Origin of the sequence: Zhenhengia yiwuensis (genome assembly GCF_014384995.1) — a bacterium.
GTDB classification, from domain to species: Bacteria; Bacillota; Clostridia; order Lachnospirales; family Cellulosilyticaceae; genus Zhenhengia; species Zhenhengia yiwuensis.
Genome location: NZ_JACRSY010000022.1, coordinates 33,969 through 47,034, shown reverse-complemented (window position 1 = coordinate 47,034; position 13,066 = coordinate 33,969). Strand labels below are relative to the sequence as shown.

At 34.9% G+C, this 13,066-nt stretch carries 13 protein-coding genes; 8 read left to right on the top strand and 5 right to left on the bottom strand.

Annotated elements, in window-relative coordinates:
• Nucleotides 1-20: 20 nt before the first annotated feature.
• Nucleotides 21-1,502 carry a UDP-glucose--hexose-1-phosphate uridylyltransferase gene (locus H8718_RS13405; RefSeq protein ID WP_249333292.1) on the bottom strand — a complete coding sequence of 494 codons (1,482 nt, stop codon included), beginning with the start codon at nt 1,500-1,502 and terminating at the stop codon, nt 21-23.
• Nucleotides 1,495-2,682 (bottom strand): galactokinase, encoded by a 1,188-nt coding sequence (locus tag H8718_RS13400; RefSeq protein ID WP_249333291.1) that lies wholly within the window; start codon nt 2,680-2,682, stop codon nt 1,495-1,497. The genes H8718_RS13405 and H8718_RS13400 overlap by 8 nt, the downstream gene beginning before the upstream one ends.
• A 179-nt stretch (nt 2,683-2,861) precedes the next feature.
• On the opposite strand from H8718_RS13400, the gene H8718_RS13395 reads away from it, so the two are divergent.
• Together H8718_RS13395 and H8718_RS13390 are read left to right on the top strand one after the other, a co-directional pair.
• Nucleotides 2,862-3,842: a LacI family DNA-binding transcriptional regulator gene (locus tag H8718_RS13395; protein ID WP_177671670.1), complete on the top strand. Its 981-nt coding sequence runs from the start codon at nt 2,862-2,864 to the stop codon at nt 3,840-3,842.
• A 4-nt stretch (nt 3,843-3,846) separates the two neighbouring features.
• Complete coding sequence (locus tag H8718_RS13390) at nt 3,847-4,884, top strand: aldose epimerase family protein (protein WP_249333290.1); 1,038 nt, start codon at nt 3,847-3,849, stop codon at nt 4,882-4,884.
• A 79-nt stretch (nt 4,885-4,963) separates the two neighbouring features.
• Here the strand turns inward: H8718_RS13390 and melA are convergent, their stop codons facing one another.
• On the bottom strand, nt 4,964-6,286 hold the full coding sequence (melA, locus tag H8718_RS13385; protein WP_249333289.1) for an alpha-glucosidase/alpha-galactosidase: 1,323 nt from the start codon (nt 6,284-6,286) through the stop codon (nt 4,964-4,966).
• A 169-nt stretch (nt 6,287-6,455) separates the two neighbouring features.
• Here melA and H8718_RS13380 point away from each other — a divergent pair, with 169 nt between their 5' ends.
• Both H8718_RS13380 and H8718_RS13375 read left to right on the top strand, forming a co-directional pair.
• Nucleotides 6,456-7,220, top strand: coding sequence for an AraC family transcriptional regulator (locus H8718_RS13380; protein WP_249333288.1), 765 nt, complete (start codon nt 6,456-6,458; stop codon nt 7,218-7,220).
• 194 nt (nt 7,221-7,414) lie between these two features.
• Complete coding sequence (locus H8718_RS13375; RefSeq protein WP_249333287.1) at nt 7,415-7,756, top strand: DUF6508 domain-containing protein; 342 nt, start codon at nt 7,415-7,417, stop codon at nt 7,754-7,756.
• A gap of 159 nt (nt 7,757-7,915) precedes the next feature.
• On the opposite strand, the gene H8718_RS13370 is transcribed toward H8718_RS13375, so the two are convergent.
• The gene (locus H8718_RS13370) at nt 7,916-8,980 is read right to left on the bottom strand and encodes a glycerol dehydrogenase (protein WP_249333286.1); all 1,065 of its coding nucleotides are present in this window, start codon (nt 8,978-8,980) and stop codon (nt 7,916-7,918) included.
• A 368-nt stretch (nt 8,981-9,348) separates the two neighbouring features.
• On the opposite strand from H8718_RS13370, the gene H8718_RS13365 reads away from it, so the two are divergent.
• From H8718_RS13365 to H8718_RS13350, 4 genes are all read left to right on the top strand, one after another.
• Complete coding sequence (locus H8718_RS13365) at nt 9,349-10,680, top strand: sulfatase-like hydrolase/transferase (RefSeq protein WP_249333285.1); 1,332 nt, start codon at nt 9,349-9,351, stop codon at nt 10,678-10,680.
• A 172-nt stretch (nt 10,681-10,852) separates the two neighbouring features.
• A complete protein-coding gene (locus H8718_RS13360; protein WP_249333284.1) occupies nt 10,853-11,011 on the top strand; it encodes a hypothetical protein in 159 nt (52 codons plus the stop codon).
• A 69-nt stretch (nt 11,012-11,080) separates the two neighbouring features.
• Nucleotides 11,081-12,172, top strand: coding sequence for an FHA domain-containing protein (locus H8718_RS13355; RefSeq protein WP_249333283.1), 1,092 nt, complete (start codon nt 11,081-11,083; stop codon nt 12,170-12,172).
• Between the two features lie 108 nt (nt 12,173-12,280).
• Nucleotides 12,281-12,586, top strand: a complete 306-nt coding sequence (locus H8718_RS13350) for a hypothetical protein (protein ID WP_249333282.1) — start codon at nt 12,281-12,283, stop codon at nt 12,584-12,586.
• A gap of 53 nt (nt 12,587-12,639) precedes the next feature.
• Here the strand turns inward: H8718_RS13350 and H8718_RS13345 are convergent, their stop codons facing one another.
• The gene (locus H8718_RS13345; RefSeq protein ID WP_249333281.1) at nt 12,640-12,876 is read right to left on the bottom strand and encodes a hypothetical protein; all 237 of its coding nucleotides are present in this window, start codon (nt 12,874-12,876) and stop codon (nt 12,640-12,642) included.
• Between the last annotated feature and the right edge of the window lie 190 nt (nt 12,877-13,066).

Here is a 13,066-nt window from a genome sequence, read left to right as displayed (position 1 = left end):
GCAGTTTTTGTATGTCCGATTTATAATGTTGCAAAGTTGCTAAGGAATTTTTTAAGGCCAACTAAACCTTCATTAGTTAATTTGTATACGCCACAGTGTTCAAGTACTTGAACAAACTTATCTCCAAGTGCTGCTGTGATATAATCGTCTAAATTAGTATCTGGTATGTACTTTTCTTTAAGCATATCTGCCCAAGCTTTATGATATGGAGGAACATCTTGGGATTCAGATAAGATATAAGCTTTAATCGTTTCTAATTCAGTAAGAAGTCTCGCTGGCAAGATTGCAAGACCCATTACTTCAATAAGGCCTATATTTTCTTTTTTAATATGGTGTACATCTTCGTGGGCATGGAAGATACCTAGAGGATGTTCATCATTTGTACGGTTGTTGCGAAGTACAAGACGCATAACATATTTATCACCTTGACGTTTGCAAATTGGTGTAATGGTGTTGTGAGGTGTATCTCCAGTATGAGAGAGAATACCAAGACTCTCATCACTATAATTACGCCAAAGTTTTAAAATCATATTGCTACACTCTGCTAAGTCACTAAGAGAAGTGCTTGTGAGTTCAAGTGTAGAAAGAGGCCAGTTAAGCACATGACCTTCTACATTTGGGTATTCATTAGGTGTAAAGTTAAAGAGTGTTGTAGCATGGTCCATAGGGAAGGTGTAGTGCCCACCTTGGTAATGCTCATGAGAAAGAATAGAGCCACCCACAATAGGAAGATCTGCATTTGAACCTATGAAGTAGTGAGGGAACTGTTTGGTAAAGCCAAGTAAGGTATAGAAAGTTTCACCTGTTACTTGCATTGGCGTATGGTTTGCTGATAAAAGGATGCAGTGCTCGTTGTAGTAAAGGTAAGGAGAATATTGAAGCATCCAGTCACCATTATTAATAGCAAGGCGAATCATACGATGGTTAGCACGATCAGGTTGCTTAAGTGTACCTTCGAAGCCTTCATTCTCAGTACAAAGCAGGCAAGTTGGGTAACTACTGCTTGCAAGAAGTTTTTCTGCTGCAATCTGCTTAGGGTCTTTTTCAGGTTTAGATAAATTGATAGTAATCTCAATAGGACCGTAAGGAGAAGGTGTTGTAAATTGCTTATTTTTAGCAATGCGGTTCATTTTAATATAGTTAGAAGCCTGACTCATAGCATAGAAGTAGTTTGTAGCTTCTTCTGGTGAATGAGCGTAGTGTTCAAAGAACTTAGCATTAACTACAGAAGGTTTATCTAGGAAAAGATTCATAAGACGAGAAGTAAAGATATCTTTTTCTGCTAATGTATCGCCAATGAGTTCTTTTTGCATGGCTAAGTCAGCAAGCGCGTCTAATGTATCATAAAGAGTACCTGTAGCTTCTTCAGTTTCCTCGTAGCTCAGTTCACCAAATTCAGCAAGGATACGATTACGTACGTACTGAATGTCTGTTTCCTCTATAAGGTTTGCATCTAGAGAAAGCACAATAAGTCTATCTACAAGAGAGAAAAGGTTAGACATGTGCCTCATCTCCTTCCATTTGAATGCAAGTAGGACCATCACCGATAGATGCGATGTAGAAGGAAGCCTCATAACCGATAGCATCTACATATTTAGCACCTACATATTTAGTAAAGGCTTCAGCAGAGTCTTTTTCTACGATAGCTAAACTACAGCCACCGAATCCAGCACCTGTCATACGTGCACCTACAATACCAGGCGCTTCCCATGCTGCTTCAACGAGTGCATCAAGTTCTTTGCCTGTTACCTCATAGTCATGGCAAAGAGAAGTATGAGAAGCATTAAGAAGTTTACCGAATTCTTCTAAGTTGTTAGCTTTTAAGCATTCAGTTGCTTGTTTAACGCGTTCATTTTCTGTAATAACGTGATGTGCTCTGCGGTATTCGACTTCTGTTAAAAGGTTTTTATGAGCTTCTAAGTCAGCAAGCACTATAGAGCATAAGTTAGGTGCATTTAAGACAGTTTGGAGTTTAGAAAGAGCGCTTTCACATTCACTGCGGCGTTCATTGTACTTAGAGTCGGCAAGTTCACGACGTTTATTAGTATTCATAATAACTATACAATGATCTTCGAGCTTTATTGGGAAATATCCATAATCTAAATTTTCACAGTTTAGTAAAACTGCATGATCTTTTTTACCTAAAGCTATGGCAAATTGATCCATGATACCACTATTTACACCGATATAAAGATTTTCTACTTTTTTACCTAAAAGGGCAGAATCTACAGGGGATAAATTAAAATTAAATAAATCTTTAAAGATATAAGTTGTAAGCATTTCAAGCGAAGCAGAAGAAGAAAGGCCTGAACCGTTAGGAATATCTCCGAATACTACAAGATTAAGTCCTGAAGGAACAGGAGTGCCTTCTTCAGCAAGCATTTTAGCCACACCTTTGATGTAATTTACCCAGTCATGTGCTGGATCATAGGTAAGGTTGTTTAAATCAAAAGTAATAAGGCCAAGATCTTTAAAATTCATAGAATAAGCTTTTACTAATGTATCATCGCGTCTACTTACGAGTGCATAAGTACCAAGTGTAATAGGCGCAGGGAAAACAAGACCACCATTGTAATCAATATGTTCTCCAATAAGATTGATACGGCCGGGGGCAAAGTATGCATGCTCAGGCGCGTGGTCAAAAAGTTTGATGAATTCTTGCTTCATGGTCACTACGTGCATAAGAATCCTCCTTGAAATATTAGAATATAATTTAATTATATTAAAATAGTAAAATAAATCAACATTTTTAGTAAAAAATTATGTTTATTTTACTTAAGAATAAAAAATATAATATTGAAAGACTAGTAAGAATGTAATATACTAAAAGTAAAAAAGAGTAAATTAGAGAAGAGGTATATATGGCAACTATTAAAGACATCGCAGCTCAGGTAGGTGTATGTGTAGCTACAGTTTCCCGTGTACTTAATTTTGACCAGAATATGAGTGTGTCAGAAGAGACAAGAAAGAAGATTTTTGAAACTGCAGAAGCCTTAAATTACACGCCTACACGAACACGTAGATCTAAATCAAAACAGTATACAATAGGTATTGCAAATTGGTATAGTCAAAAAGAAGAGGTGGGGGACCCTTACTATTTGTCTATTAGATTGGCAGTAGAGAAGAAATGTCAGGAACTTGACGTACAGTACGTCAATATTAATCATTTAAATGAAGAAAAAGTAATTGATGGACTTGTGGCAATTGGTAAGTTTGGTGAAGAGGATATTAAAGAAATAGAAGCTCTTTCGCCACATATTGTATTTTTAGATTGTTCACCTGCACCAAAGCGTTATGATAGTGTTATTGCAGATTATGAGGGTGGGGTAGAAGAAGCTTTAAACTATTTAGAAAAGCTTGGACATAAAAAAATAGCCTTTATTGGTGGAGAAGAATTCATTAATAAAGATAAGCAGAAACTAGATGACTGTAGGGAAATAGCCTATAGAAAATGGATGGCACAAAAAGAAGCTGTAAAAGAGAAATGGATTTTAAAAGGAAGTTTTACTTATGAAGATGGACACCGCCTTATGGGTAAACTACTAAAAGAAAAAGATAGACCAACTGCTGTTTTTATTGCTAGTGATCCTATGGCTATAGGAGCTTATAAGGCTATATTTGATGCAGGACTTTCTATTCCAGAAGATATAAGTATTTTAGGTTTTGACGATATTAAAACAGCACAATTTTTAACACCAGCGCTTACAACAGTTAAAGTTTATACAGAATTTATGGCTGAAACAGGGGTCGAGCTTTTGATTGAACAACTTACAACAGGGAGAAGTTTGCATAAGAAAGTAACAATTCCAACTGCTCTTATTCAAAGGGATAGTGTGAGGTGAGAAGATGCGATTAAATAGAGAAGCTATTGGGGTAGGACCTAAACAGGCACAAAAGATAACCTTAACAAATACACAGCAAATGAGTGTAGAAATTTTGAGCTTAGGTGGTATCATTACAAAGATTATGGTACCTGATGCTAAGGGTAATATAGAAAATGTAGTATTAGGATATAGAAATTTAGAAGATTATTTAGAAGATGGAGCATGTTTTGGAGCTCTTATAGGACGTACAGCAGGACGTATTGGCGGAGCTAGATTTACACTCAATGACAAAGTTTATAAATTGCCAGTTAATAATGGAGAAAACAATCTTCATGGTGGGTTAGAAGGCTTTAATAAAAAAGTTTGGAATGTAGAAACTTTCGAGCACGCAGATGCAGTGGGTGTTAGTTTATCTTATGTAAGTACCCATTTAGAAGAAGGGTATCCAGGTAACGTACAAGTTGAAGTAACTTATACATTAACAGAATCTAATGAATTAAAAATACATTATAAAGCAGTAAGTGATGAAGATACATTAGTTAACTTAACAAATCACAGTTACTTCAATTTATCAGGAGATGTAAAAGCGCCTGTTACCATGCATAACTTACAAGTATGTAGCGATTATATCGCACAACTCGATGAAGCTTCGATTCCTACAGGAAAACTTTTATCGGTAAAAGATGTAGATGCATTTAATTTTAATAACTTAAAGTGTATAGGCGCACAAATTGATGAAGAATGTACAAAACTTCAATCAGGCTATGATCATCCATGGGTATTACGTGAAGGAAGTAAGCAGGCAGTTGTTTACGAGGACCCTATTTCTAGAAGGCGTATGTATGTAACAACAGATCAAAAAGTAGTAGTGATTTATAGTATGAACTTTGCAGATGATCCAAAGTACTTACAAAATGGTGAAATGGCTAAAGTAAGAATGGGAATCTGTTTTGAGACTCAGAGTTTACCTATTGGATATGAAGACTGCTTTATAGAAGATAGCATCTTAAGAGCAGGAGAAAAGTATGAAAAGGAAAGTTGCTTTAAATTTGAGTGGTAAAGCGTATCTTATAATATAGAAATAAAAAAGGGAGGATTGCAAATTTTATTTTGCAATCCTCCCTTTTTTATTTGGAAGATTATTGGTATTCAGGAAGCCAATCTTTTTCAGCTTCTATAAGTTCATCTACCATAGCCATAATATCAGGGATAGAAAGTTCACTAGCTGTATGAGGGTCTAGCATAGCAGCGTGATAGATATGTTCTTTCTTTTTAGTAACAGCAGCTTCTATAGTGAGAAGTTGAACATTAATGTTAGTCATATTCATAGCTGCTAGCTGTACTGGAAGCTTACCTACATAGCAAGGATGAATGCCTGCATTATCTACTAGACAAGGCACTTCCACGCAGGCATCTTCAGGAAGGTTTTCAATGAGATGGCCTTTGTTAAGTACGTTTCCACCGATTTTATAAGGAATATTAGTAACGAGGGCTTCCATGATATAAGAAGCATATTCCTGGCTACGATTATGTTCGAGAACTGGGTGAGCAAGTAAGTCATCACGTTGATGTTCCCAACCAGCAATTTGATTAACACAGCGACGAGGGTATTCATCTAAAGGAATATTGAACGCATCAATAAGTTCTGGGTATTTGCTCTTAATATAGAACATATTGTATTCAGAATTATGTTCGCTAGATTCTGTGCAGTAGTATCCAAGTTTATCCATATAGTCAAAACGTACCATATCGTGATGTTTTTCAGAAGCATTCTTAGCTTTGGCACGTTTTTTAATTTCTGGATAGAGGTCATTACCCTCTTTATCTTTGATTTCTAGAAGCCATCCCATATGGTTAATACCTGCTATAAGTTCCTTGCGACCTTCAATTTTATCTTCTAGACCTACAGATTTTAGAAGTTCACGGCTACAAGTTTGTACGCTATGGCACAGACCTATAGTTTTTATTTTTGTATAGCGTTGCATATAGCCTGTAAGCATAGCCATTGGATTGGTGTAGTTCAGGAACCATGCATCAGGGCAAACCTCTTCCATAGCGCGTGCAAAGGTTTCCATAACAGGGATTGTACGAAGGGTACGCATGATGCCTCCAATGCCTAAAGTGTCCGCTATGGTTTGACGAATACCATATTTCTTAGGAATTTCAAAGTCTAAAATAGTACAAGGATCATAACCGCCTACTTGAATAGCATTCACTACAAAGTGAGCATCTCTTAAAGCATCTTTTAGAGCATCTAAACCTAGATAAGTTTTAATAGTACTAGGATTTCCTTTTCCTTTATTAATAGCATTTAGTATCATGTGACTTTCATTTAATCTTTCAGCATCAATGTCATAGAGTGCAATCTCACATTCGCGTAGTACAGGACTACACATACAGTCACCTAGAACGTTACGAGCAAAAACAGTGCTTCCAGCACCTAAAAAAGTAATTTTAAGCATATTTACACTTCCTTTCTTTGGATTTATTATAGGAAAAAAATTAACTATAGGTAATTGGATGATGTGAGATAAATTTGTTATAATGTGTGTAATCTTTAAGATACATCTATTTCGTATTGTTTTAATAAGTACATATAAAATTTGTAATAAATTTAGGAGAAGTGGAAAAATGATTAAAGAAGTTTTATTAAGGGATTATCCTTTTAAAGATATTAAGCCACTTTTATGTGGAGAAGAAAAGTGTAGAAATGGACATGCATTTGGGCCTGCTACAAGACCCTATTATTTATTACATTATGTGTTATCTGGTAAAGGAAGGTTTGAAAGCTCAAGAGGTAGTTATAATGTTAAACAAGGTGAAATCTTTGTGATTCATCCTTTTGAAGTAACCTATTATGAAGCTGATCAAAAAGAACCATGGCATTATTGCTGGGTAGGATTTGAACTAGATTTGCCTATTCGTACATGTCTTGAGGAAGATGTGATTTCGCTCCCTCAAGCAGAGTATATTTTTAAAGCGATAAAGGAAAGTGACCTTATTGAAACAGGTAGAGAGTTTTATATTTGTAGTAAAATTTATGAACTTCTTGTACAGGTAGAGGATAGAAAAAGAGAAAACAAAGAAGCGGTGAGCATCTATATCGATAAAGCGAAGAACTATATTATGGCCAATTATATGAAGCCTATTACTATAGAAGGTTTGGCAGAAAAATTAGGACTTGAAAGAAGTTATTTCAGCAATATATTTAAAAAGAAGATGGGTAAATCTCCTCAAGCTTATTTAGTAGAATTTAGATTAACAAAAGCTGCAGAGCTTATGGGATTATATGATTATAAGCCGGGAGAGGCTGCAACGAGTGTAGGATATCATGATTTGTTCAATTTCTCAAAAATGTTTAAAAAAAAGTTTGGCATATCGCCTACTGAGTATTAAAAAAACTATAGACATTTAAAGAATTAGATAATAATTACCATAAAATAAGTTAAAAAAATATTATATTTTAATAATGAAAATTATAAAATTATCTGATATAATTTATACAATTACTTCTAATTCAAAATTATAAGGTGTTAATTTTGGTTAAAATGATTAAAAAAATACTGAAATAGCTATCAGGGGGACAAATTATGAACAACTATGCTCGTTTATTAAAATTTATTCCGTATTTTGAAGACCCAACTGTACTTACTCTGGGGTACAGAAGACAAGACGATGAAATTACAGCATTTGTAGACGAATCCCATCAATGTGGCATAATTAACAAAGAGTATTTTAACTACTTACAAGAAAAAGCACCAGGTGAAGAATATGAAGCACTTATTCCAACAGCTGATATGGATATGCTAAAAGCACTGTTTGGCTATTATATTTGCCAAAAGCCTTATGCTATGAAGCTTTGGGAAGAACCAATCAAAGAAGAAATCTTTTTGAAACTCTTATATAGACTTAAAACATTAAGTGAAGCGTAAAAGGAAAAACACGTCTTGAAAGGCTATGTGGCCTAGTCAGGGCGTGTTTTTAGTTTAGAGCCTATATTGAGAAATGCTATTAAGAAACTTTATTTAAAGTTGTATAAAGATGTAAGAGAGAGTTGTTTCTTAAATAAAAGCATTGGATTTATAATAAAGCTAGTGTATTAAGCTGATAAGTGCATCATAAAGCATATCAGAAGTAATTGAAAAGGGCATATTTTTGATGCCTGGTTCTTCTAAGATAAGGGGGATGAGTGTGTGAAGTTGCTCTTCTTGAACGCCAAGAGCTGTTAAGGTAGTTGGGAGGCCTACAGTACAGCAAAAACCTATAATAGATTGAACTTCTGATTTTGGTCTTTGCTCAAGTATGATTTGAAGTAGTGTACCAAAGGCAACCTTTTCACCGTGTAGAGAAACAGTAGAAGTAGGTAGTTTAGAAAGTGCATTAGCCGTAGCATGAGCAAGGGCAAGACCGCAGTTTTCAAAGCCTACACCACTTAAATAAGTATTAGCTTCTATAATATTGTTTACAGCAGGTGAATCAACTTTTTTCTCGATGGCACACTTTGCAGCATAACCATCTTCAAGCAATGTATCTAACGCAAGTTTACTAAGAGCAAGAGCGGCTTTAGTGATTGTTCCACCTACTTGAGAGCATGCACCTGACTGGTAGCAGGCATAGGATTCATAATAAGTAGAAAGTGCATCTCCCATACCGGCTACAAAAAGTCTGATAGGTGCTTGTATAATGAGTGAGGTATCTACGATAACCATATTGGGATTAGTGCCAAGCTGAAGGTAGTAATCGAAACATCCATCAGCTGTATAAATGGCAGAAATCTGACTGCAAGGTGCATCAGAAGAAACAGAAGTTGGCAAAATGATGACAGGTAAATGAAGAAAATGTGCTACAGCTTTGGCAGTGTCTAATGTTTTCCCACCACCTATACCTATAACAACATCATAGGCATTTAAAGTATGTGCATGTACATGTAATTGAATTTCTTCCATACAACATTCTTTTCCGAATACAGTTAAGGTGTAGGGCGTATGTGAAACTTCAAAGCTCTTTATAATCATGTCATGATAAGTTTGGTTAATAAATGAATCTACAATAATATAGGCAGATTGATTACCTATTTTTTTATAATAAGAAGCAAGTTTTTCTATAAGATGTTGACCTTGGCTATATTGACTAGGTGCACAGATTATTCTTTCCATTACAAAACCCCCTTAATTTTTTATTACTGTAGCATTTTCGAAATTCTAGGTCAATATTTAATTAATATATTTTTTAAAGTTTTAAATTAAGGAAATTTTTTTACGTGAAAGTAAAATGTAGCTATAAAAATGTTAAGTAAAACAGTATTTCTAAATAGAATGATAATTTTAAAATATAATATGCAAATTTAATACATAATTTATGATATAGTATAATCATATAAAATATTTAGGCTTATAGAGAAAACAAAGGGGGCTTATAAATGATTTATAAGTCATATGGAAAAACAGAAAAGAAGTACCTGTACGTGGGCAGCTATTGTTAAAGAACAAGCCTATAAATAAAAGAAGAATTTAGGAGTAGAACAATGGATAAGAGACCTAATATTATTTTTTATTTTTCTGACCAACAAAGATGGGACACTCTAGGATGTTATGGACAAAAATTAGATGTAACACCAAACTTAGATAAGTTAGCTGAAATGGGGACAAGGTTCAATGGAGCCTTCACTTGCCAACCTGTATGTGGACCAGCAAGATCATGCTTGCAGCTTGGACAGTATGCTACAGCTACAGGATGCTTTACAAATGCTATTGCACCAGATTTTACGCAGAAGATGCTAGCAGATTATTTTAATGAAGCAGGGTATGAAACGGCTTATGTGGGTAAATGGCATTTAGCAAGTGATAATGGTACCAATATGCATTATGAAAAAGCAGCTATTCCAAAGGAAAGAAGGGGGGGCTATAAAGATTATTGGATGGCTTCAGATGTATTAGAATTTACTTCACATGGCTACAATGGGTATGTATTTGATAAAAACAATGAGAAGGTAGAATTTATAGGATACCGTGCAGACTGTATCAATAATTATGCACTTGATTATATCCGCAATAAAGAAAGTGATAACCCATTCTTCTTATTTGTATCACAAATAGAGCCTCACCATCAAAATGACCGTAATCGTTATGAAGGGCCTGATGGAAGTAAAGAACGTTTTAAAAACTATGAAAAACCAGGAGATTTACCAGAAGGAAAAGGCGATTGGGAAGCACAATATCCAGATTACTTAGGATGTTGCCATAGCTTAGACTATAATATAGGAAGACTCGTAGATACACTAAAAGAAAAAGGTATTTATGATAATACTATTATTATTTATACATCTGACCATGGTTCACACTTTAAAACACGTAACAGTGAGTATAAACGTTCTTGTCATGATGGTTGTATACATATCCCACTTATCATCCATGGACCAGGTTTTGAAAAGGGGCGAGTAGTAGAAGAGTTAGTAAGTTTAATTGATTTACCACCTACACTTCTAGATTGTGCAGGGATTGCTATACCAGAAAGTTATCACGGAAAATCTATTCGTAAATTGGCTCAAGGGGATGCAAAGAACTGGCAAGAAGAAGTCTTTTTGCAAATTAGTGAAAGTCATATTGGAAGAGCTATTCGTACTCAGCGTTATAAATACGCTGTAAAAGCACAAGGTGATCCATGGAAAGAATCAGGAGCATCTACTTACTATGAAGCTTACTTTTATGATTTACAAAAAGATCCATATGAACTTTGTAACTTAGTTAGCGATGCTGCATATAAAGAAATTAGAAAAGAGTTAGCGGCAAGACTTGTGGAGAGAATGAAACAAGCAGGGGAAGAGGTGCCTGTTATTTTACCAGCTGAATCAGTATAAGATAAAACACCTCCTTAAGATGATGTAGAAGTCACCTTAAGGAGGTGTTTTGTGACTTTAGTGTAGATTATTATAAATTACAGATGATAGATTGAATAACTTATAATTTTGAGAAAAAATTAGTTTGGTAATTGTGTGGCGTGCACAATAATACTAGAGGAGAAGAATAAAAGTGGTTGTAACAATTAAAGAAATAGCAGAAATGTCAGGTGTTTCGAGAGGTATTGTAGAAGTGATCGCCAAGTGCCCTAATCAACAAGAATATGTTTTTGTTCCTTATTATAGCTGGGGGAATAGGGAAATAGGAAAAATGAAAGTATGGCAGAATTAGTAGTAATTTTTACAGATTATGTTAAAATATATAACATAATATTTTTGTATAATAGGAAGGACACGATAGATGATGGACACTTCAATTGACTTGATGCAGTACGCCGCAGTAGGTGGTATAATAGGGATTCTTATTTCTCTCATACCTGTTGCCATATATTTAGCAGGTGCTGCAAAACGTGACGCAAAGAGAGAAGCAAAAAGAGAACGTAAACTTAAAAAAAAAGAAGCAAAAAAAGCCGAGAAGATGGGCGAAAAAGTAGTATCAGAAGAAAATCAAGAACCACAAGAAGTAAGAAAAGTTCAGAGGGAAGTACCACCAGTCAAACAGGAGGAAGTTCAAGAGGTAAATCAGCCGCAAGTAAGCACACAGCAGGTAGAGGAAAGGTTACAGCCAGTAGAAAAAACACTAAATCAGGGGCAGGAAAGCAAGCAGCAAGTGCAGGAGCCAAATCAACTAGAGGAAAGCAAACAGCAAGCAGAAAAAGTAAGTCAGTCTCAGGTAAGAGAACAACTGGTGGAAGAAGTAAGATGGCCACAGGAAAAACCACAACAAGGAGCAAGTCAGCTTCAAGTAAACGAACCACTAGTGGAGGAGATAAATCCACCCCTAGAAAAAATACCGCAAGTAGAAGTGCAAAATCAGGAGCAGGCAAGGGGACAAGTAGAAAATCTACAACCAGCAGAAGTAGCAAGTAGCCTCAAGGAAGAACCCCATTTAGAAAAAATTATTAGTCAGCTCAAACAAAAAAGTGAGGAATTAGAAGCAGAAAAGTATAAGCAGTTTGCTGAAGATAAACTAGTGCAGCAACAAAATACACAAATCGTATCAGAAACAAGCTATGCAGAAGGATCCGTACCTGTTATTTTAAACTTCTATAAAGTAAGTGCTACTCAAAAAGATGAAAATAAAAGATTTGTACTTGATGGTTATTTAACTATTGGTAGAAATACAGGTTATCATCACTGGACTATTGAGGGAGATATGACAGTATCAGGAAATCACTGTAAGATTTATCAAAGAAATCAAGAGCTTTATATACTAGATTTAAATTCTACAAATGGTACATACATTAATGGACAGAGAGTAAGAGGTGAAATGAAGCTTTCTAATCATGATAAGATTCGCATTGGTCAAAGTGAATATAGATTAGGTCTATAAGAGCTGGATGAATTAAAATGCGGAAGTACTTTAAGTGAGAGTAAATTGAGAAGTTATACAAATACTATAGTATAATGGCATATAAAATTTAAAACAGTGAGGTGTAAAATGACAGCATTAGAGAAGCAATTTGAAGAAGAACTAATTAAAAACTGCCAAATAGCAGAGAAAGAATGTGGTTGTAAATTAACACGCTTCTTACAGACAGTAGAGAAGTTTGGTGGAGTTAAAACAGCAAAAGAAATTCTGAGAAAAGGTAGACTTTCGGATGGATTTGATAAATTACAAGAAGCAGGGCGTATAGAGCTTACTATGGAAGCAGTAGTATGTGATAGTAAGTATGGTGACCTCTTTACAGATGATGAAGTAAATAGCTGTTATGAAGTACTGTGTGAGCATGGATACTATAAGTAATAGGAAAATGAAAAAGAATAATGAATGCTAAAAAGAACTAACTGCCTAGGCAGTTAGTTCTTTTTAGCATTAGAAGAAAGTAAGGCATCACCCTTAGCAATATTAAGCATTCTAGCAGCTTCAAATAAATTTTGGGGATCATGTTCTTCTAATACACCATCTGGAGTTGGGCCACTATTGACAATAAGTAGATTACCTTGTTTGGTTAAATGATGATATTTTTCTGCAATAAAAGCAGGTGTAAGAGTTTGCGTTTTGGGATAAGCTGGCCCCCAGAACCAATAAGTCATATTAAGAATGCAAATAGTAGCTTCAAATAGTAAGTATTATATTCTCTAATGGTGATGTTTACACCAAAACTACAATGAGGTTGAAGTGCTTTTAATGATTTGACATTGTTTTGTGTTATGATTTTAGTATATATTTATAAAAGATTAAATAAAATTAATATAATTATTTAACAAAAACACTATTTATAAT

Excerpts from the sequence above, each read along its gene's own strand:
- H8718_RS13355 (WP_249333283.1), top strand. The coding sequence starts at position 11,081 with ATGATGGACACTTCAATTGACTTGATGCAGTACGCCGCAGTAGGTGGT.
- H8718_RS13375 (WP_249333287.1), top strand. The coding sequence starts at position 7,415 with ATGAACAACTATGCTCGTTTATTAAAATTTATTCCGTATTTTGAAGAC.
- melA (WP_249333289.1), bottom strand. The coding sequence starts at position 6,286 with ATGCTTAAAATTACTTTTTTAGGTGCTGGAAGCACTGTTTTTGCTCGT.
- H8718_RS13365 (WP_249333285.1), top strand. The coding sequence starts at position 9,349 with ATGGATAAGAGACCTAATATTATTTTTTATTTTTCTGACCAACAAAGA.
- H8718_RS13345 (WP_249333281.1), bottom strand. The coding sequence starts at position 12,876 with ATGACTTATTGGTTCTGGGGGCCAGCTTATCCCAAAACGCAAACTCTT.
- H8718_RS13370 (WP_249333286.1), bottom strand. The coding sequence starts at position 8,980 with ATGGAAAGAATAATCTGTGCACCTAGTCAATATAGCCAAGGTCAACAT.
- H8718_RS13390 (WP_249333290.1), top strand. The coding sequence starts at position 3,847 with ATGCGATTAAATAGAGAAGCTATTGGGGTAGGACCTAAACAGGCACAA.
- H8718_RS13405 (WP_249333292.1), bottom strand. The coding sequence starts at position 1,502 with ATGTCTAACCTTTTCTCTCTTGTAGATAGACTTATTGTGCTTTCTCTA.
- H8718_RS13395 (WP_177671670.1), top strand. The coding sequence starts at position 2,862 with ATGGCAACTATTAAAGACATCGCAGCTCAGGTAGGTGTATGTGTAGCT.
- H8718_RS13380 (WP_249333288.1), top strand. The coding sequence starts at position 6,456 with ATGATTAAAGAAGTTTTATTAAGGGATTATCCTTTTAAAGATATTAAG.
- H8718_RS13400 (WP_249333291.1), bottom strand. The coding sequence starts at position 2,682 with ATGCACGTAGTGACCATGAAGCAAGAATTCATCAAACTTTTTGACCAC.
- H8718_RS13350 (WP_249333282.1), top strand. The coding sequence starts at position 12,281 with ATGACAGCATTAGAGAAGCAATTTGAAGAAGAACTAATTAAAAACTGC.